Consider the following 18,119-nt stretch of genomic DNA (forward strand, 5'->3'; position numbering starts at 1 on the left):
GGTTATCGCTCGTTATGTCGGTCGGCGCTGTCGTCCGGCAGCGCGGAAGACGTTACTCGTTAATCTTCGGATGCTGCATTACCAGCTGCGAGCGTTTCTCCTGCAGCGCGGCAATTTCCGCATCGATATCTTCAATCTTGTGCTCAATATGGTCGTGATGTTCCTGAAGAATCTCACGCGCTTCCTCAATGTCCGAGGCCGCAGGCGTCGCGCCCTTCAGCGGACGGTTGGCGGTCTCTTTCATCATCACGCCGGTAATCAGGCCAATCACCGCAATCACCATCAGATAGTAAGCCGGCATCATCAGGTTCTGCGTCGACTCCACCAGCCAGGCCGCCAGCGTAGGCGTCAGACCAGCCACCAGCACCGAGATGTTAAAGGCGCTGGCCAGCGCGCTGTAGCGAATGTGGGTTGGGAACATCGCCGGTAACGACGACGCCATCACCCCGGTGAAGCAGTTCAGGATCACCGCGAGCAGCAGCAGGCCGGAGAAAATCAGACCAATGGAGTTACTGTTAATCAGGATAAATGCCGGAATCGACAACACCAGCAACGCCACGCTACCCACCACGACAAATGGGCGACGGCCAAAGCGGTCGCTCAGCAGCCCCATCACCGGCTGCACAAACAGCATACCGATCATAATGGCGATGATGATCAGCACCCCGTGGTCTTCGGAGTAGTGCAGGTTATGTGACAGGTAGCTCGGCATGTAGGTCAGCAACATGTAGTAGGTGACGTTGGTCGAGATAACCAGACCGATACAGGCCAGCAGGCTACGCCAGTGCTTGGTCGCAATTTCTTTAAACGAGACTTTCGGCCCGTCCTGTAAACCCTGACGGTCGCCCTGCTCGAGTTTATCCACGTGCTGCTGGAACGCTGGCGTCTCTTCCAGCGCATGACGCAGGTAAAGACCGATAATCCCCAGCGGCAGCGCGACGAAGAACGGAATACGCCAGCCCCACTCGAGGAAGTTCGCCTCACCCACTGCCGTCGAGAGCAGAACCACCAGCCCTGCGCCCATCACAAACCCGGCGATAGAACCAAAGTCCAGCCAGCTGCCCATAAAGCCGCGCTTACGGTCCGGCGAGTATTCCGCTACGAAGATCGACGCTCCGGTATATTCGCCGCCGACCGAGAAGCCCTGCGCCATTTTACACAGCAGCAGCAACACCGGCGCCCAAATACCAATGGACTCATACGACGGAATAAGGCCGATACAGAATGTACTGAGCGACATAATAATGATGGTGATAGACAGAATCTTCTGTCGACCGTATTTATCCCCTAGCATCCCGAAGAACAAACCGCCCAACGGACGTATCAGGAAGGGAACAGAGAAGGTCCCCAGCGCGGCAATCATCTGCACGCTTGGGTCAGCGTCCGGGAAGAAGACTTTACCCAGCGCGTAGGCCACAAATCCATAGACCCCGAAATCGAACCACTCCATCGCGTTGCCCAACGAGGCTGCGGTGATTGCTTTGCGTAGTTTGGCATCGTCGATAATGGTGACGTCACGTAGCGTGATCGGTTTTACTTTTTTCCTTCTAAGCATGGTTTTCCTCGTTCAATTTCGCCTTGAACGCACACCCAGTGGGGGCAAACGGCAAGGCGTTTGCGAAGGTGCGTAAAGGGAACCGTGGCAAGTCTGGTTCCGTTTATCCAAGCGTAGCAGGTTTGCATGTCGGCGTTGGAGTATGTTCTCCGACAATCAAACCTGTTGGGCCTGATGGCGAGTCTGTCAGTTAATAAGGTGCCTCTCGAAAAATATCCCGCAGAGAGGCAATCCTATTTACCCTAACAGCGATTAATATTGTGATCAACTTAACAAAAGAGTGACACTCGCCACAGCGCCGAAATATTTCGCTCACTTTCCCCCTATCGAATGCCGCTTCACCAGTGGAAAAACCGGGCAAATCACCTCCTTTCCCCCCTCATTTAAGAAAAAAAATATTTCAGAATCTTTCACAAAGAATTCACAGCTCAATTCAATTTCACCATAGCGCATTTCTCATTTATGAAATGTGTGATCTATATAACTAAAACATCGTTTTATTTTCATTGAATCAGCATTCCAGTAAATGCATTATAGCGTCCGAAACAGCTTTAAACATGCCAGAAAATTTCTTCTTAACCGGAGTGCGCTGGCATGAAAACACCAGATGATAGCAACATAAACAACTGAAATTATTATACTTAATCTCTTCTGCCGTCAGAGGACGGTACGAGGCGAGGATGCCAGATGAAAATTAAAGCAACAATGGAACGAATCCCAGGCGGGATGATGCTTATCCCGTTACTGTTAGGCGCGGTATTAAATACCTTCGCACCGAGCACCGGCGAATATTTCGGATCTTTCACCAAAGGCATGATCGGCGGAACGGTGCCTATTCTGGCCGTCTGGTTCTTCTGCATTGGGGCATCCATTGATTTACGTGCCACCGGGACGGTATTACGTAAATCCGGCACCCTGGTACTGACCAAAATCGCCGTTGCCTGGGTTGTGGCAATGATTGCGGCCATGTTCATTCCGGATACGGGTATTCAGACCGGTTTCTTCGCCGGACTTTCCGTTCTGGCGATTGTCTCAGCAATGGATATGACCAACGGCGGCCTGTATGCCAGCCTGATGAATCAGTATGGTACGAAAGAAGAGTCAGGCGCTTTCGTCCTGATGTCGCTGGAATCCGGCCCGCTGATGACGATGGTTATCCTCGGTTCTGCTGGTCTTGCTTCTTTCGAGCCGCACCACTTTATCGGCGCCGTACTGCCGTTCCTGATTGGTTTCACCCTCGGCAACCTGGACCACGACCTGCGTGCATTCTTCAGCAAAGCAACGCCGGTACTGATTCCGTTCTTCGGCTTTGCGCTGGGTAATACCATCAACCTGAGCGTGATTCTCGACACTGGCCTGCTGGGTATCGTACTGGGTGTTGCCGTTATCGTTATCACCGGTATTCCGCTGATTATTGCTGACCGCGTCATCGGTGGCGGTAACGGCACCGCAGGTGTCGCCGCCTCCTCCGCAGCGGGCGCTGCCGTGGCAAACCCGGTGATTATTGCGCAGATTAACCCATCGTTCGCCCCGGTCGCCGCCTCCGCGACGGCGCTGGTTGCCGCCAGCGTAATTGTCACCGCGATTCTGGTGCCGATTATTACCGCGCTGTATGCGAAACGTTACGGCGCACCAAAACCAGCAGACGCCGAAACGCAGGTAATACCGGAGTCCGCGCACCACTAATCGGTTCCCTCTCCCCGCGGGGGAGAGGGTGAATTTCCCCGCCATTCCTCATCCCGTCCGGGATAACACCGACAAATGCAGGGTTTTATTGTATAATCAGGGCTATTTTCGGCGATTTGCCGTTTTTTCAGGCCCTTGCCTTTCGCACTGCACTTTTGAGGAAACACTCCATGTCATTACCCCACTGCCCACAATGCAACTCCGAATACACCTACGAAGACAACGGCATGTTCATCTGCCCGGAATGCGCACACGAGTGGAACGATGCTGAACCCGCACAAGACAGCGACGCGCTGATCGTCAAAGACGCTAACGGCAACCTGCTGGCCGACGGCGACAGCGTCACCGTCGTCAAAGACCTGAAGGTCAAGGGCAGCTCTTCCATGTTGAAGATCGGCACCAAAGTGAAGAACATCCGCCTGGTCGAAGGCGACCACAACATCGATTGCAAAATTGACGGCTTTGGCCCAATGAAGCTGAAATCTGAGTTTGTGAAAAAGAACTGATCCCTACAGGCGGGAAAGCACTTTCCCGCCTGGTTACTTTGCCTCAGCAGCACCTAGACTTAATGAGCGACTCTTACCTGAGGTAACGATTATGCCGTTAAGTCCCTATCTCGCCTTTTCCGGAAACTGCGCCGATGCCATTGCCTACTATCAGCAGGCGCTGGGTGCGGAACTGCGCTACAAAATCACCTTCGGCGAAATGCCGCCCTCATCGATGGATGATGAAGGTGGATGCCCCTCCGGCCTGAAATTCCCCGACAGCGCCATTGCCCACGCCAACGTCCACATCGCCGGCAGCGATATCATGATGAGCGACGGTATCTCCCCGGACGACGCCCACTACGCGGGCTTCACGCTGGTGCTCGACACTCAGGACGTTAAAGAAGGTAAACGCTGGTTCGATAATCTCGCCGCCAACGGCAAGGTAGAAATGCCGTGGCAAGAGACCTTCTGGGCACACGGGTTTGGCCGTGTAATCGACCGGTACGGCGTACCGTGGATGATTAACGTGGTCAAACAACAAGAGCCGACGCTCTGACAACGCGGGAGGCGGCGGCCTCCCTTCCTGTCATCGAATTCCCGTCAATTATTCATCATCGAGTCATCCCGCCTTAACCCAAATGTCACATGAGTTCGCCACGATGGGGCCACCTTTTTTGAGGGTCCCAATATGCAAACCATGATTCGCGTTGAAAAACTCAACAAGACGTTCAACCAGCACCAGGTACTACACGCTATTGATTTGAACGTTCACGCCGGTGAGATGGTGGCTCTGCTTGGCCCGTCCGGTTCTGGCAAATCCACCCTTTTACGTCATCTGAGCGGCCTCATCGTCGGCGATAAAACGCCGGAGTGCCGCATTGAGTTGCTGGGCAAAACCGTACAGCAGGCGGGCCGTTTGGCGCGCGACATCCGTAAGAGCCGCGCCCACACCGGCTATATCTTCCAGCAGTTCAACCTCGTTAACCGCCTGAGCGTTCTGGAGAACGTGCTGATTGGCGCGCTCGGCAGCACGCCTTTCTGGCGCACCTGCTTGGGCTGGTTCACCCGCGAGCAGAAACAGCGCGCTTTACAGGCATTAACCCGCGTCGGCATGGCGCATATGGCCCACCAGCGTGTATCAACGCTGTCCGGCGGCCAGCAGCAGCGCGTGGCCATTGCCCGTGCGCTGATGCAGCAGGCGAAAGTGATCCTCGCCGACGAACCTATCGCCTCGCTGGACCCGGAATCGGCGCGCATCGTCATGGACACGCTGCGCGACATTAACCAGACCGACGGCATCACCGTGGTGGTGACGCTGCATCAGGTCGACTATGCGCTGCGCTACTGCGAACGCATCGTCGCGCTGCGCCAGGGACAGGTGTTCTACGACGGCAGCAGCCAGCAGTTTGATAACGAACGTTTTGACCATCTCTACCGCAGCATAAACCGCGTCGAACAGAACGCGCAGGCTGCTTAACGTCCCCACAATGAGGAATGGAAATGAGTTATAAAGCGGTTGCCGCGCTGGCCTTCACCAGCATGTTTAGCCTCAGCACCCTGCTCAGCCCCGTGCATGCGGAAGAACAGGAAAAAGCGCTGAACTTCGGCATTATTTCGACGGAATCACAGCAGAACTTAAAGCCACAGTGGGAACCGTTCCTGAAGGACATGGAAAAATCGCTGGGCGTAAAGGTGAACGCTTTCTTCGCCCCAGACTATGCGGGCATCATTCAGGGCATGCGCTTCAATAAAGTGGATATCGCCTGGTACGGTAACCTCTCCGCGATGGAAGCGGTGGACCGCGCCAACGGCCAGGTGTTCGCCCAGACCGTCGCCGCCGACGGCTCGCCGGGCTACTGGAGCGTGCTGATCGTCAACAAAGACAGCCCGATCAACAACCTCAACGACCTGCTCGCCAAACGCAAAGAGCTGACCTTCGGCAACGGTGACCCGAACTCCACCTCCGGCTTCCTCGTCCCTGGCTACTACGTCTTCGCCAAAAACAACGCCTCCGCCAGCGACTTCAAGCGCACGGTCAACGCCAGCCATGAAACCAACGCCCTGGCCGTCGCCAACAAGCAGGTGGATGTGGCCACCAACAACACCGAAAACCTCGACAAGCTGAAGGTCTCCGCGCCGGACAAACTGAAAGAGCTGAAGGTTATCTGGAAATCACCGCTGATCCCAGGCGACCCGATTGTGTGGCGCAAAAACCTCTCTGAATCCACCAAAGACAAGATCTACAGCTTCTTTATGAACTACGGCAAAACGCCGGAACAGAAAGCGGTGCTGGAACGTCTGGGCTGGGCGCCGTTCCGCGCTTCCAGCGATCTCCAGCTGCTGCCGATTCGCCAGTTGACCCTGTTTAAAGAGATGCAGACGGTGAAGGGCAACGACACGCTGAACGCCGCGGATAAAGCCGCGAAGACCGCCGAGATTCAGGCGCGGCTGAACGACCTTGACCGTACCACGGCGGCGATTGGCGCGATGACGTCGGTGACTAAAGCGGTGCAGTGATCGATCCCCTCTCCCCCGTGGGGAGAGGGTTAGGGTGAGGGGGCAACGGCGCACGCTGATGCCCTCACCCCGGCCCTCTCCCACAGGGAGAGGGAGAACTAACCACGGAGCTCAACCATGCAACACACCATCACCATCCCCCCACCCAAGCGCAGCTGGTTCTCGCTGATCAGTTGGGCCATCCTGCTGGCGGTGCTCGTCGTCTCCTGGAAAGGGGCGGAAATGAACCCGGTGACCCTATTCACCGACGCGGGCAACATGGCGACTTTCGCCGCCGACTTCTTCCCGCCGGATTTCAGCCAGTGGCAGGACTACCTCACCGAAATGGCCGTCACCCTGCAAATCGCCGTCTGGGGCACCGCGCTGGCGGTGGTGCTCTCCATCCCCTGCGGCCTGATGAGCGCCGAAAACCTCGTGCCGTGGTGGGTTTACCAGCCGATGCGTCGGCTGATGGACGCCTGCCGCGCGATCAACGAAATGGTCTTCGCCATGCTGTTCGTCGTTGCCGTCGGCTTAGGCCCCTTTGCTGGCGTGCTGGCGCTGTTTATTCACACCACCGGCGTACTCTCCAAGCTGCTTTCCGAAGCGGTGGAAGCCATTGAACCCGGCCCGGTTGAAGGCATCCGCGCCACCGGCGCCAACAAAATCGAAGAGATCCTCTACGGCGTGCTGCCGCAGGTGATGCCGCTGCTCATCTCCTACTCGCTGTACCGCTTCGAGTCCAACGTCCGTTCCGCCACGGTGGTCGGGATGGTGGGTGCAGGCGGTATCGGCGTCACATTATGGGAGGCGATTCGCGGCTTTCAGTTCCAGCAAACCTGCGCCTTGATGGTGCTGATCATCGTCACCGTCAGCCTGCTGGATTTCCTCTCCCAGCGTTTGCGTAAGCACTTCATCTGATTAGCGAGGTCTTGTTGACTATGCACCTGTCTACACATCCGACCAGTTATCCAACGCGTTATCAAGAGATTGCCGCTCGCCTGGAGCAAGAGCTGCGCCAGAACTACCGCTGCGGCGACTACCTGCCCGCCGAGCACCAGCTGGCGGCGCGCTTTGCCGTGAATCGTCACACCCTGCGTCGCGCCATCGACCAACTGGTGGAGAAAGGCTGGGTTCAGCGCCGTCAGGGCATTGGCGTGCTGGTGCTGATGCGCCCGTTTGACTACCCGCTGAACGCTCAGGCGCGTTTTAGCCAGAACCTGCTCGACCAGGGCAGCCACCCCACCAGCGAAAAGCTCCTGTCGGTACTGCGTCCGGCCTCCGGCCATATCGCCGAAGCGCTGGGAATCCCCGAAGGCGACAACGTTATTCACCTGCGCACGCTGCGCCGGGTCAACGGCGTGGCGCTGTGTCTGATCGACCACTATTTTGCTGACCTCACGCTGTGGCCCACGCTGCAAAGCTTCAGCAACGGTTCGCTGCACGACTTTCTGCGCGAGCAAACCGGTATTGCGCTCAAACGTAGCCAGACCCGCATCAGCGCACGTCGGGCGCAGGCCAAAGAGAGCCAGCGCTTAGAAATTCCCAACATGGCGCCCCTGTTGTGCGTGCGCACCCTGAACCATCGTGAAGGCAACGACCAGGTGATGGAGTACTCCGTCAGCCTGACCCGCGCCGACATGATCGAATTTATTATGGAGCACTGAATGCACCTCGATACCGCAACCCGTCAGCACTGGATGTCGGTGCTGTCTCACAGTAAGCCCGAGAGTCTGGCGGCAAAAATGGTTGCCCTGAATATCCGTGCCGACTACGAAACCCTCCGCGCCCCGGAAACCGGCCTGGTCCAGCTACAGGGACGCATGGGCGGCACCGGCGAACGCTTCTTTGCCGGTGACGCCACGCTAACCCGCGCTGCCGTGCGCTTGAGCAACGGGACCGTGGGCTACAGCTGGGTGCTGGGGCGCGATAAAGCCCACGCCGAGCGCTGCGCGCTGATTGATGCGCTGATGCAGCAGCCCAGCCACTTTCAAACCTTATCAGAAACCCTGATTACCCCGCTGGAAGCCGACCGTACCGCGCGTATTGCCGCACGTCAGGCTGAAATTAACGCCAGCCGGGTCGACTTCTTTACGCTGGTTCGCGGAGATAACGCATGACCCTGGAAACCGCTTTTACCCTTCCCGTGCAGGATGCCCAGCACAGCTTTCGTCGCCTGTTAAAAGCCATGAGCGAGCCGGGCGTAATCGTCGCGCTGCATCAGCTCAAGCACGGCTGGCAGCCGCTGAATATTGCCACCACCAGCGTGCTGCTGACCCTGGCCGACAATGACACGCCGGTGTGGCTGTCCAACACGCTGCATAACGATATCGTCAGCCAGAGCCTGCGTTTTCACACCAACGCGCCGCTGGTTGAGCAGCCGCAGCAGGCGACTTTCGCCGTCTCAAGCGACACCATCAGCAGCGAGCAGCTAAACGCCCTGTGTGAAGGCAGCGCGGTGGCGCCGGAAACCAGCGCCACGCTGATTGTGCAGGTCCCCAGTCTCAGCGGCGGGCGCATGCTGCGCCTGACCGGTGCGGGCATCGCCGAAGAACGGATGATCGCCCCGCAGCTGCCGAACTGCATTCTGCATGAACTGACCGAACGTCCGCACCCGTTCCCGCTCGGCGTGGATCTGATCCTCACCTGCGGCGAGCGTCTGCTGGCCATTCCACGCACTACTCACGTCGAGGTTTGCTGATATGTACGTTGCCGTCAAAGGGGGCGAGAAGGCGATAGCCGCCGCCCACGCGCTACAGGAACATCGACGCCGGGGCGACACCGCGCAGCCGGAACTCAGCGTCGCTCAGATTGAACAGCAGCTTAACCTGGCGGTAGACCGGGTGATGACCGAAGGCGGCATCGCCGACCGCGAGCTGGCGGCGCTGGCGCTAAAGCAGGCCAGCGGCGACAACGTTGAAGCCATTTTTTTGCTGCGCGCCTATCGCACCACGCTGGCGAAACTGGCGGTGAGCGAGCCGCTGGAGACGGGCAATATGCGCCTGGAACGCCGTATTTCCGCCGTCTATAAAGACGTGCCGGGCGGCCAGCTGCTCGGCCCGACTTACGACTACACCCACCGTCTGCTGGACTTTACCCTGCTGGCGAACGGCGAAGCCCCGCCCCTGCAAACAGATGATGGCGAGCCGACGCCCGCCCCGCATGTCTTCAGCCTGCTGGCAAGCCAGGGACTGGCAAAGACGGAAGAGGACAGCGGCGCAACGCCCGACGATATCACCCGCACGCCGCCGGTCTACCCGTGCTCGCGCTCCTCACGTCTCCAGCAGCTCATGCGAGGCGACGAAGGCTATCTGCTGGCGCTGGCCTACTCCACCCAACGCGGCTACGGGCGCAACCACCCGTTTGCTGGCGAGATCCGCAGCGGCTATATCGACGTTTCAATCGTGCCTGAAGAGTTGGGTTTTGCGGTGAACGTCGGCGAACTGTTGATGACGGAATGCGAAATGGTCAACGGCTTCGTCGACCCGGCTGACGAACCGCCGCACTTCACCCGCGGCTATGGCCTGGTGTTTGGCATGAGCGAGCGCAAAGCGATGGCGATGGCGCTGGTCGACCGCGCATTGCAGGCCCCGGAGTATGACGAGCACGCCGTCGGCCCGGCGCAGGATGAAGAGTTTGTCCTCGCCCACGCCGATAACGTCGAAGCCGCCGGTTTCGTCTCGCACCTCAAACTCCCCCACTACGTCGATTTCCAGGCCGAACTGGAACTGTTGAAACGCCTGCAACGGGAGCAGAAAAATGGCTAATCTCAGCGGCTATAACTTTGCCTACCTTGATGAACAGACCAAGCGCATGATCCGCCGCGCTATCCTCAAAGCGGTGGCGATCCCCGGCTATCAGGTGCCGTTCGGCGGCCGCGAAATGCCGATGCCGTACGGCTGGGGCACCGGCGGCATTCAGATCACCGCCAGCGTGATTGGTGAAGCGGATGTGCTGAAAGTGATTGACCAGGGCGCGGATGACACCACCAACGCCGTCTCCATCCGCCAGTTTTTCCAGCGTGTGACCGGGGTGAACACCACCGAGCGCACCGAAGACGCCACCTTGATCCAGACGCGCCACCGGATCCCGGAAACGCCGCTGGCGGAGGATCAGATCCTGATCTTCCAGGTGCCGATCCCCGAGCCGCTACGCTTTATCGAACCGCGCGAAACCGAGACCCGCACCATGCACGCGCTGGAAGAGTACGGCGTGATGCAGGTGAAGCTGTATGAAGATATCGCCCGCTTCGGCCATATCGCGACCACCTATGCCTACCCGGTGAAGGTCAATGGCCGCTACGTCATGGACCCATCGCCAATCCCCAAATTCGATAACCCGAAGATGGACATGATGCCTGCGCTACAGCTGTTTGGCGCCGGGCGCGAGAAGCGTATCTACGCCGTGCCGCCGTTTACCCGCGTTGAAAGCCTCGATTTTGACGACCATCCGTTCACCATCCAGAGCTGGGACGAGCCGTGCGCCATCTGCGGTTCGCAGCACAGCTATCTCGATGAAGTGGTGCTCGACGACAGCGGCAAGCGCATGTTTGTCTGCTCCGACACCGACTACTGCCGCCAACAGAGCGAGGCGAAAAACGCATGACGCAACCATTACTCTCCGTTGACCGCCTGACCCATCTCTACGCGCCGGGCAAGGGCTTCAGCAACGTCTCCTTTGATCTGTGGCCGGGCGAAGTGCTGGGCATCGTCGGCGAATCCGGCTCCGGTAAAACCACGCTGCTGAAATCCATTTCGGCGCGTCTGACGCCGCAGGAAGGGGAAATTCGCTACCGGGACCGTTCGCTGTACGCGATGACCGAGGCCGACCGCCGCCGTCTGCTGCGCACCGAATGGGGCGTGGTGCACCAGCACGCGATGGACGGCCTGCGTCGTCAGGTGTCGGCGGGCGGCAATATCGGCGAACGGCTGATGGCCACCGGCGCGCGCCATTACGGCGATATCCGCGCCACCGCCCAGCGCTGGCTGGAGGAAGTAGAGATCCCGGCGTCGCGCATCGATGACCTGCCGACCACCTTCTCCGGCGGGATGCAGCAGCGTTTGCAGATTGCCCGCAACCTCGTCACCCACCCAAAGCTGGTGTTTATGGATGAACCCACCGGTGGGCTGGACGTGTCGGTGCAGGCGCGCCTGCTCGACCTGCTGCGCGGCCTGGTGGTAGAGCTGAACCTGGCGGTGGTGATTGTCACCCATGATTTGGGCGTCGCGCGGCTGCTCGCCGACCGCTTGCTGGTGATGAAGCAGGGCCAGGTGGTGGAAAGTGGGCTGACCGATCGGGTGCTCGACGATCCGCATCATCCGTACACCCAGCTGTTGGTGTCGTCGGTGTTGCAGAATTAACCATCGCGCGGCGGATTTTCTCCCTCTCCCTTTCAGGGAGAGGGCCGGGGTGAGGGTAATAACGCACGGATAAAACAGCGGCTTCCCCTCACCCTAACCCTCTCCCCAAAGGGGCGAGGGGACTGTCCGTGCTCTTTTTTAAGTTTGTCAGCATCCTAAAACGGTTGTAGGCCTGATCCATCAGGCAATCGAACGCACAAATGCTTAAAGAGGCCAAAAATGAACGCGATCCGCGTCGAAAATGTCAGTAAAACCTTTGTTCTGCACCAGCAAAACGGCGTCCAGCTTCCAGTGCTGCGCAACGCCTCGCTCACCGTCAACGCCGGCGAGTGCGTGGTGCTGCACGGCCACTCCGGCAGCGGTAAATCCACCCTGCTGCGCTCGCTGTACGCCAACTATCTGCCGGATGAAGGCCATATTCATATTAAACACGGCGACGAATGGGTCGACCTGGTGAGCGCTCCGGCGCGCAAGGTGGTGGAAGTGCGCAAAACCACTGTCGGCTGGGTCAGCCAGTTTCTGCGGGTGATCCCGCGAATTTCCACGCTGGAAGTAGTGATGCAACCGCTGCTCAATACTGGCGTACCGCGCGAAACCTGTGCCGCCAAAGCCGCCCAGTTGCTAAGCCGCCTGAACGTACCAGAGCGTCTGTGGCATCTCGCGCCGTCGACCTTCTCCGGCGGCGAGCAGCAGCGCGTCAACATCGCCCGCGGTTTTATCGTCGACTACCCGATTCTGCTGCTCGACGAACCTACCGCCTCGCTGGACGCCAAAAATAGCGCCGCGGTGGTGAGCCTTATCGAAGAAGCCAAATCGCGCGGTGCGGCCATCGTCGGTATTTTCCATGACGAAACCGTCCGCAATCAGGTCGCTGACCGCCTCCACCCAATGGGTACACCTGCATGATTATCAATAACGTAAAACTGGTGCTTGAGAATGATGTGGTCCACGGTTCGCTGGAGGTACATGACGGGGAAATCCGCGCCTTCGCCGAAACCCAGAGCCGTCTGCCGGAAGCCTTCGACGGTGAAGGCGGCTGGCTGCTGCCGGGGCTGATCGAGCTGCATACCGATAATCTGGATAAATTCTTCACCCCACGCCCGAAGGTGGACTGGCCCGCCCATTCCGCCATGAGCAGCCACGACGCGCTGATGGTCGCCAGCGGCATTACCACCGTGCTGGATGCGGTAGCCATTGGCGACGTGCGCGACGGCGGTGACCGTCTGGAGAACCTCGAGAAGATGATTAACGCGGTGGAAGAGACGCAGAAACGCGGTCTCAACCGTGCCGAGCATCGTCTGCATCTGCGCTGCGAACTGCCGCACCACACCACGCTGCCGCTGTTTGAAAAACTGGTCGGTCGCGAGCCGGTGACGCTGGTGTCGTTAATGGACCACTCTCCCGGCCAGCGCCAGTTCGCCAATCGTGAGAAATACCGGGAATACTATCAAGGTAAGTACTCACTGACTGACCAGCAGATGCATCAGTACGAAGAAGAACAGCTACAGCTTGCCGCACGTTGGTCGCAGCCTAACCGTACCGCCATTGCCGGCATGTGCCGTGACCGCAACATCGCGCTGGCCAGCCATGACGATGCGACTCATGAACACGTGGTGGAATCGCATCAGCTAGGCAGCGTTATCGCCGAATTCCCCACCACCTTTGAAGCCGCCGAGTCATCACGCCGCCACGGCCTGAACGTGCTGATGGGCGCGCCAAATATCGTGCGCGGCGGTTCGCACTCCGGCAACGTCGCGGCGCATAAGCTGGCGGAACTGGGGCTGCTGGATATCCTCTCTTCCGACTACTATCCGGCCAGCTTGCTGGACGCCGCCTTCCGCGTTGCCGATGACCAGCAAAATGCCTTTACCCTGTCGCAGGCCATCAATCTGGTGACGCAAAACCCGGCGCGCGCGCTGAACCTGCACGACCGCGGTGTGATTGGCGAAGGTAAACGCGCCGATCTGGTGTTGGCGCATCGCAAAGGCGAGCACATCCATATCGACCACGTCTGGCGTCAGGGTAAAAGGGTATTCTGATGAAAGGAAAACTGATCTGGTTAATGGGGCCCTCCGGCTCCGGCAAAGACAGCCTGCTGGAAGTGCTTCGTCAGCAGGAACATGCGCAGCTGTTGGTTGCCCATCGCTACATAACCCGTCCGGCCAACGCCGGCTGCGAAAACCACATCGCATTGAGTGAGCAGGAATTTTTTACCCGTGCCGGACACAACCTGCTGGCCCTGAGCTGGCATGCTAACGGCCTGTATTACGGCGTGGGCGTGGAGATCGATCTGTGGCTGCACGCCGGGTTCGATGTCATCGTCAACGGCTCGCGCGCGCATCTGGCGCAGGCCAAAGCGCGCTACGGCAACGCCCTGCTGCCAGTGTGCTTGCAGGTTTCGCCGCCGATTCTGCGCGAACGTCTTCAGGCCCGTGGGCGCGAGAACGGTATGGAGATTGCCGCCCGGCTGGAGCGTGCCGCCCGCTATGCGCCAGAAAACTGCCATACGCTCAATAACGACGGAAGTTTGCTACAGTCAGTGGATATTTTACTGACCCTGATGGGACGCAAGGAGAAAGACCATGCCTGTCTGTGAGCTGCGCCATGCGACGTTCGAGGATATTGATGACGTTTACGCGCTGATGTGCGAACTAAAGCAAGCCGAATTCGACAAAGACGCCTTTTACACCGGTTTCGCCGCCAATCTTCAGGACCCGCATCTGCACTATCAGTTGGCTCTGCTGCGCGGCGAGGTCGTCGGCATCATCAGTCTGCATTTGCAGTTTCATCTGCATCATGCCAACTGGATTGGCGAGATTCAGGAGCTGGTCGTCATGCCATGCGCGCGCGGTTCAGGTGTCGGCAGCCAACTGCTGAGCTGGGCTGAAGAGACTGCGCGTGAGGCAGGCGCGGAGATGACCGAGTTGTCCACCAGTACCAGGCGACTCGACGCCCATCGTTTTTATCAACGTGAGGGCTATGCCCCCAGCCACATTCGATTCACCAAAGCGCTATGAGGATGTTGTATGAGTTTAACCCTCACCCTCAGCGGTACCGGCGGCGCGCAGGGTGTGCCCGCCTGGGGCTGCCATTGTCCGGCCTGCGTGCGCGCCCATCGCGCGCCGCAGTATCGCCGTAAAGCCTGCAGCGGCGTTGTCCGCTTCAACGATGCGGTCACGTTAATAGATGCCGGCCTGCCCGACCTCGCCGAACGTTGGCCCGCCGGCTCTTTCCAGCAGTTTTTACTCACCCACTATCATATGGATCACGTTCAGGGGTTGTTTCCGCTGCGCTGGGGCGTAGGCGAGACGGTGCCGGTGTACGGCCCACCGGATGAGCAGGGCTGTGACGATCTGTTCAAACATCCCGGCCTGCTGGATTTCAGCCATACCGTGGAGCCGTTCGTGGTGTTTGACTTGCAGGGATTGCAAATTACGCCAGTACCGCTGGAACACTCGAAGCTGACCTTCGGCTATCTGCTGGAGACGCCACACAGCCGTGTCGCCTGGCTTTCAGATAGCGCCGGGCTGCCCGATAAGACGCTCACTTTCCTAAGCAATAACCAGCCGCAGGTGATGGTCATTGATTGCAGCCATGCGCCCCGCGAGCAGATGCCGCGTAACCACAGCGATTTAGCGACGATCGTGGCGTTAAATGAATCGATCCGTTGCCCGCGCGTGGTACTCACCCATATCAGCCACCAGTTTGATGAATGGATGATGACGCACCTGCTGCCGCCAGGCATTGAAGCAGGCTACGACGGCATGGAAATTCGCCTCGCCTAGCGATCGTAATCGTCATCAAGACGCCGCTCATCGTCTGACAGCTGACGACGTTCCTGATCGAGCTGTCGCTGGCGGTCATCTAACTGACGTCGGCGATCGTCCAGCTGGCGGCGACGATCGTTATATTGCTGGCTGCTTTGGGAACGACTGCCGCGATCGTCATAAGATCGGTCATCGTCGTCATCACGGCTTGAGCGATCGCTGCTGGGGTTGTACGCATCGTTGATCGCCTGCTGAATATTGCCAATGGCATCGTCGATAATATCCGCGCGCGCCAGCTGGCTGGTCAGCGAGAGCGAACAAAGCATCACTGCGGTTAGATAACGTTTCATAGGGACGGTCTCATCGGGGGAGCTGCCTGTAGAGTAGGCAAGCCGCGGCTGGCGGAGTAGCGGAGGAATCTCAATTCTACAGCGTGCATAACGATAACAATTAAATATTAAATTCCATAAAATATATGGGTATTTTATTCATTCAGTTTTAAGCACAAATACCTTATAAAAATAACGATCGCCCTCACAAACAAACCTCTCAAATTATCAAAATAGCCACTAGTATAGATCGCCATATCTCAGGCGCTGGTTGTTTGCCGAATAATTCATAACATTAATAATGAAAGGGAGTTTTATATGAATAACTCTAGGTTATTCCGTTTCAGCAACGTGTTTATTGCCGTTGGTGTCGCCAGTGGCCTGTTGATAAATAACGCCTTCGCAGCCGAAATGCCGAAAGAAGCCACGCAATATACCCATGAAATTAATCAGCAGTATGCTAAATCCTTACCCTTTAGCAATCGTCAGGATTTTGAAGATGCCCAGCGCGGGTTTATCGCGCCGCTGTTGAATGAAGGGGTGCTAAAAAACGACGAGGGTAAAACCTACTACCGCGCCTATGATTATAAATTCGATATCAATGCGCCAGCGCCGGATACCATTAACCCGAGCCTGTGGCGTCAAACGCAAATAAACGGTATTTCCGGGCTGTTTAAAGTGACCGACCGCATGTACCAGGTGCGCAGTCAGGACATCTCGAATATCACCTTTATCGAAGGTGATACGGGGATTATTGTTATCGACCCGCTGGTCTCCGCGCCAGCCGCTAAAGCCAGCCTCGACCTCTACTTCCAACACCGTCCGCACAAGCCGATTGTCGCCATCATTTATACCCATAGCCACGTTGACCATTATGGCGGCGTAAAAGGGCTCGTCTCGGAAGATGACGTGAAATCCGGTAAGGTGCAGATCATCGCCCCCGCGGGCTTTATGGAGGAAGCGATCAGCGAGAACGTGATGGCAGGCAACATCATGGGTCGACGCGCCACATACTCCTACGGCCTGCTGCTGCCTAAGAACGCCAGCGGTAATATTGGCAATGGTCTCGGCGTTGCCGTAACGGGCGGCTATCCAACGATTATCGCGCCGACAAAAAGCATCACCAAAACGGGCGAAAAGCTGACCATCGACGGTCTGGAGTTTGATTTCCTGATGGCGCCAGGCAGCGAAGCCCCGGCGGAGATGCACTTCTATATTCCGGCGCTGAAAGCGCTGTGCACGGCGGAAAACACCACCCACACGCTGCACAACTTCTATACCCTGCGTGGCGCGAAAACTCGCGATACCGCGAAGTGGTCCGAGTATTTAAATCAGACGCTGGATATGTGGGGCAGTCAGGCCGACGTACTGTTTATGCCGCACACCTGGCCGGTGTGGGGAAATAAACAGATTAACGACTATATTGGCAAATATCGCGACACCATTAAGTATATTCACGACCAGACGCTGCACCTGGCAAACCAGGGCTATACGATGAATGAGATCGGCAACATGATTAAGTTGCCGAAAAACCTGGAAGATAACTGGGCCAGCCGCGGCTATTACGGCTCGGTTAGCCATAATGCTCGTGCGGTCTATAACTACTATCTCGGCTACTTCGACGGTAACCCCGCCAACCTGAACCCTTACGGCCAGGTTGAGATGGGCAAACGCTATGTGAAAGCGCTGGGCGGCGAGGAGCACGCGATTCAGCTGGCGCGTGAAGCCTTCGACAAGGGCGACTATCGCTGGACCTCAGAGCTGTTAAAACAGGTCATCGCCGCCGATCCAACCAATAAAACCGCCAGAAACCTGCAGGCTGACGCCTTCGAACAGCTGGGCTATCAGGCGGAATCCGCCACCTGGCGCGGCTTCTATCTGACCGGTGCAAAAGAGTTGCGCGACGGCGTCGCTAAACTGCCGGTGGGCGCTACCGCGTCGCCGGATACCCTGAAGGGGATGACCGTCGAAATGCTGATGGACTATCTTGCGGTTAGCCTCGACAGCCGCAAAGCCGACGGAAAAAACATTAATATCAACTTTAACCTCGACAACAACGATAATCTGAACCTCGCGTTAAACGATAGCGTACTTAACTATCGTAAAACGCTGCGCAGCAATGCCGATGCGTCGTTCTATATGAGCCGGAACGATCTGCATGCCGTGCTGCTGGGCCAGGTGAAAATGAGTGATTTAATCAAACAGAAAAAAGTCAACGTGATTGGCAACGCCAAAAAGCTCGACGAGATTCTGTCCTGTATGGACAAATTTGATTTCTGGGTCAATATCGTGACGCCGAATTAATCGAGGAATAGTCCAGGGGCCTTGCCCCCTGGACATGTTAGATTCACAAAATAAATATATATAAAGCTCATCTTTAATTTGTGAATAAGTTATTAATGCGGTTCAGTGACAAATCACTGCCGTCTTAATAAACA

The 18,119-nt window shown here is 57.4% G+C and carries 20 protein-coding genes; 18 read left to right on the forward strand and 2 right to left on the reverse strand.

Going from position 1 to position 18,119, the window contains the following annotated elements; translation table 11 throughout:
* Window positions 1-52: 52 nt before the first annotated feature.
* Window positions 53-1,555, reverse strand: a complete 1,503-nt coding sequence (gene proP, locus K7B04_RS03050) for a glycine betaine/L-proline transporter ProP (protein ID WP_223803467.1) — start codon at window positions 1,553-1,555, stop codon at window positions 53-55.
* Window positions 1,556-2,242: 687 nt separating this feature from the next.
* Between proP and kdgT the strand changes: the two genes are divergently transcribed.
* The 17 genes from kdgT (at window position 2,243) to phnP (ending at window position 15,370) form a co-directional block, all read left to right on the forward strand.
* Window positions 2,243-3,241, forward strand: coding sequence for a 2-keto-3-deoxygluconate transporter (kdgT, locus tag K7B04_RS03055; protein WP_163447499.1), 999 nt, complete (start codon window positions 2,243-2,245; stop codon window positions 3,239-3,241).
* Window positions 3,242-3,411: 170 nt separating this feature from the next.
* Window positions 3,412-3,747, forward strand: a complete 336-nt coding sequence (locus K7B04_RS03060; protein ID WP_064546752.1) for a zinc ribbon domain-containing protein YjdM — start codon at window positions 3,412-3,414, stop codon at window positions 3,745-3,747.
* A gap of 91 nt (window positions 3,748-3,838) precedes the next feature.
* Window positions 3,839-4,285 carry a VOC family metalloprotein YjdN gene (yjdN, locus tag K7B04_RS03065; RefSeq protein WP_163447500.1) on the forward strand — a complete coding sequence of 149 codons (447 nt, stop codon included), beginning with the start codon at window positions 3,839-3,841 and terminating at the stop codon, window positions 4,283-4,285.
* A gap of 132 nt (window positions 4,286-4,417) precedes the next feature.
* Window positions 4,418-5,206, forward strand: coding sequence for a phosphonate ABC transporter ATP-binding protein (phnC, locus tag K7B04_RS03070; protein ID WP_167577088.1), 789 nt, complete (start codon window positions 4,418-4,420; stop codon window positions 5,204-5,206).
* A 23-nt stretch (window positions 5,207-5,229) separates the two neighbouring features.
* Complete coding sequence (gene phnD / locus K7B04_RS03075; protein WP_223803468.1) at window positions 5,230-6,246, forward strand: phosphonate ABC transporter substrate-binding protein; 1,017 nt, start codon at window positions 5,230-5,232, stop codon at window positions 6,244-6,246.
* Window positions 6,247-6,363: 117 nt separating this feature from the next.
* A complete protein-coding gene (gene phnE, locus K7B04_RS03080) occupies window positions 6,364-7,146 on the forward strand; it encodes a phosphonate ABC transporter, permease protein PhnE (RefSeq protein ID WP_223803469.1) in 783 nt (260 codons plus the stop codon).
* 20 nt (window positions 7,147-7,166) lie between these two features.
* Window positions 7,167-7,892, forward strand: coding sequence for a phosphonate metabolism transcriptional regulator PhnF (gene phnF / locus K7B04_RS03085; protein WP_223803470.1), 726 nt, complete (start codon window positions 7,167-7,169; stop codon window positions 7,890-7,892).
* Complete coding sequence (gene phnG / locus K7B04_RS03090) at window positions 7,893-8,345, forward strand: phosphonate C-P lyase system protein PhnG (RefSeq protein WP_163447505.1); 453 nt, start codon at window positions 7,893-7,895, stop codon at window positions 8,343-8,345.
* Complete coding sequence (gene phnH, locus K7B04_RS03095) at window positions 8,342-8,926, forward strand: phosphonate C-P lyase system protein PhnH (protein ID WP_163447506.1); 585 nt, start codon at window positions 8,342-8,344, stop codon at window positions 8,924-8,926. The genes phnG and phnH overlap by 4 nt, the downstream gene beginning before the upstream one ends.
* Before the next feature lies 1 nt (window position 8,927).
* The gene (locus tag K7B04_RS03100) at window positions 8,928-9,992 is read left to right on the forward strand and encodes a carbon-phosphorus lyase complex subunit PhnI (protein ID WP_163447507.1); all 1,065 of its coding nucleotides are present in this window, start codon (window positions 8,928-8,930) and stop codon (window positions 9,990-9,992) included.
* Window positions 9,985-10,830 carry an alpha-D-ribose 1-methylphosphonate 5-phosphate C-P-lyase PhnJ gene (phnJ, locus tag K7B04_RS03105; RefSeq protein ID WP_163447508.1) on the forward strand — a complete coding sequence of 282 codons (846 nt, stop codon included), beginning with the start codon at window positions 9,985-9,987 and terminating at the stop codon, window positions 10,828-10,830. The genes K7B04_RS03100 and phnJ overlap by 8 nt, the downstream gene beginning before the upstream one ends.
* Window positions 10,827-11,585, forward strand: a complete 759-nt coding sequence (gene phnK / locus K7B04_RS03110; RefSeq protein WP_167577093.1) for a phosphonate C-P lyase system protein PhnK — start codon at window positions 10,827-10,829, stop codon at window positions 11,583-11,585. The genes phnJ and phnK overlap by 4 nt, the downstream gene beginning before the upstream one ends.
* A 219-nt stretch (window positions 11,586-11,804) precedes the next feature.
* A complete protein-coding gene (phnL, locus tag K7B04_RS03115) occupies window positions 11,805-12,491 on the forward strand; it encodes a phosphonate C-P lyase system protein PhnL (RefSeq protein WP_064546764.1) in 687 nt (228 codons plus the stop codon).
* On the forward strand, window positions 12,488-13,624 hold the full coding sequence (gene phnM / locus K7B04_RS03120; protein WP_223803471.1) for an alpha-D-ribose 1-methylphosphonate 5-triphosphate diphosphatase: 1,137 nt from the start codon (window positions 12,488-12,490) through the stop codon (window positions 13,622-13,624). The genes phnL and phnM overlap by 4 nt, the downstream gene beginning before the upstream one ends.
* Window positions 13,624-14,181: a ribose 1,5-bisphosphokinase gene (gene phnN, locus K7B04_RS03125; protein ID WP_163447511.1), complete on the forward strand. Its 558-nt coding sequence runs from the start codon at window positions 13,624-13,626 to the stop codon at window positions 14,179-14,181. Before phnM ends, phnN begins: the two co-directional genes overlap by 1 nt.
* The gene (gene phnO / locus K7B04_RS03130) at window positions 14,168-14,602 is read left to right on the forward strand and encodes an aminoalkylphosphonate N-acetyltransferase (protein ID WP_163447512.1); all 435 of its coding nucleotides are present in this window, start codon (window positions 14,168-14,170) and stop codon (window positions 14,600-14,602) included. Before phnN ends, phnO begins: the two co-directional genes overlap by 14 nt.
* A gap of 9 nt (window positions 14,603-14,611) precedes the next feature.
* Window positions 14,612-15,370, forward strand: a complete 759-nt coding sequence (gene phnP, locus K7B04_RS03135) for a phosphonate metabolism protein PhnP (RefSeq protein WP_163447513.1) — start codon at window positions 14,612-14,614, stop codon at window positions 15,368-15,370.
* On the opposite strand, the gene yjdP is transcribed toward phnP, so the two are convergent.
* Window positions 15,367-15,702, reverse strand: coding sequence for a DDRRRQL repeat protein YjdP (yjdP, locus tag K7B04_RS03140; protein ID WP_163447514.1), 336 nt, complete (start codon window positions 15,700-15,702; stop codon window positions 15,367-15,369). The genes phnP and yjdP overlap by 4 nt on opposite strands.
* A gap of 297 nt (window positions 15,703-15,999) precedes the next feature.
* Here yjdP and K7B04_RS03145 point away from each other — a divergent pair, with 297 nt between their 5' ends.
* Window positions 16,000-17,985 (forward strand): alkyl sulfatase dimerization domain-containing protein, encoded by a 1,986-nt coding sequence (locus tag K7B04_RS03145; protein WP_223803472.1) that lies wholly within the window; start codon window positions 16,000-16,002, stop codon window positions 17,983-17,985.
* Window positions 17,986-18,119: the final 134 nt, after the last annotated feature.

It is taken from the genome of Kluyvera sp. CRP (genome assembly GCF_019930565.1).
Classification (GTDB): domain Bacteria; phylum Pseudomonadota; class Gammaproteobacteria; order Enterobacterales; family Enterobacteriaceae; genus Kluyvera; species Kluyvera georgiana_A.

What these genes read in the sequence shown, in the direction of transcription:
- phnE (WP_223803469.1), top strand. Translation starts at nt 6,364, where the DNA reads ATGCAACACACCATCACCATCCCCCCACCCAAGCGCAGCTGGTTCTCG.
- phnM (WP_223803471.1), top strand. Translation starts at nt 12,488, where the DNA reads ATGATTATCAATAACGTAAAACTGGTGCTTGAGAATGATGTGGTCCAC.
- K7B04_RS03145 (WP_223803472.1), top strand. Translation starts at nt 16,000, where the DNA reads ATGAATAACTCTAGGTTATTCCGTTTCAGCAACGTGTTTATTGCCGTT.
- K7B04_RS03100 (WP_163447507.1), top strand. Translation starts at nt 8,928, where the DNA reads ATGTACGTTGCCGTCAAAGGGGGCGAGAAGGCGATAGCCGCCGCCCAC.
- phnN (WP_163447511.1), top strand. Translation starts at nt 13,624, where the DNA reads ATGAAAGGAAAACTGATCTGGTTAATGGGGCCCTCCGGCTCCGGCAAA.
- kdgT (WP_163447499.1), top strand. Translation starts at nt 2,243, where the DNA reads ATGAAAATTAAAGCAACAATGGAACGAATCCCAGGCGGGATGATGCTT.
- phnL (WP_064546764.1), top strand. Translation starts at nt 11,805, where the DNA reads ATGAACGCGATCCGCGTCGAAAATGTCAGTAAAACCTTTGTTCTGCAC.
- proP (WP_223803467.1), bottom strand. Translation starts at nt 1,555, where the DNA reads ATGCTTAGAAGGAAAAAAGTAAAACCGATCACGCTACGTGACGTCACC.
- yjdN (WP_163447500.1), top strand. Translation starts at nt 3,839, where the DNA reads ATGCCGTTAAGTCCCTATCTCGCCTTTTCCGGAAACTGCGCCGATGCC.
- phnO (WP_163447512.1), top strand. Translation starts at nt 14,168, where the DNA reads ATGCCTGTCTGTGAGCTGCGCCATGCGACGTTCGAGGATATTGATGAC.
- yjdP (WP_163447514.1), bottom strand. Translation starts at nt 15,702, where the DNA reads ATGAAACGTTATCTAACCGCAGTGATGCTTTGTTCGCTCTCGCTGACC.
- phnP (WP_163447513.1), top strand. Translation starts at nt 14,612, where the DNA reads ATGAGTTTAACCCTCACCCTCAGCGGTACCGGCGGCGCGCAGGGTGTG.
- phnK (WP_167577093.1), top strand. Translation starts at nt 10,827, where the DNA reads ATGACGCAACCATTACTCTCCGTTGACCGCCTGACCCATCTCTACGCG.
- phnJ (WP_163447508.1), top strand. Translation starts at nt 9,985, where the DNA reads ATGGCTAATCTCAGCGGCTATAACTTTGCCTACCTTGATGAACAGACC.
- K7B04_RS03060 (WP_064546752.1), top strand. Translation starts at nt 3,412, where the DNA reads ATGTCATTACCCCACTGCCCACAATGCAACTCCGAATACACCTACGAA.
- phnF (WP_223803470.1), top strand. Translation starts at nt 7,167, where the DNA reads ATGCACCTGTCTACACATCCGACCAGTTATCCAACGCGTTATCAAGAG.
- phnD (WP_223803468.1), top strand. Translation starts at nt 5,230, where the DNA reads ATGAGTTATAAAGCGGTTGCCGCGCTGGCCTTCACCAGCATGTTTAGC.
- phnG (WP_163447505.1), top strand. Translation starts at nt 7,893, where the DNA reads ATGCACCTCGATACCGCAACCCGTCAGCACTGGATGTCGGTGCTGTCT.
- phnH (WP_163447506.1), top strand. Translation starts at nt 8,342, where the DNA reads ATGACCCTGGAAACCGCTTTTACCCTTCCCGTGCAGGATGCCCAGCAC.
- phnC (WP_167577088.1), top strand. Translation starts at nt 4,418, where the DNA reads ATGCAAACCATGATTCGCGTTGAAAAACTCAACAAGACGTTCAACCAG.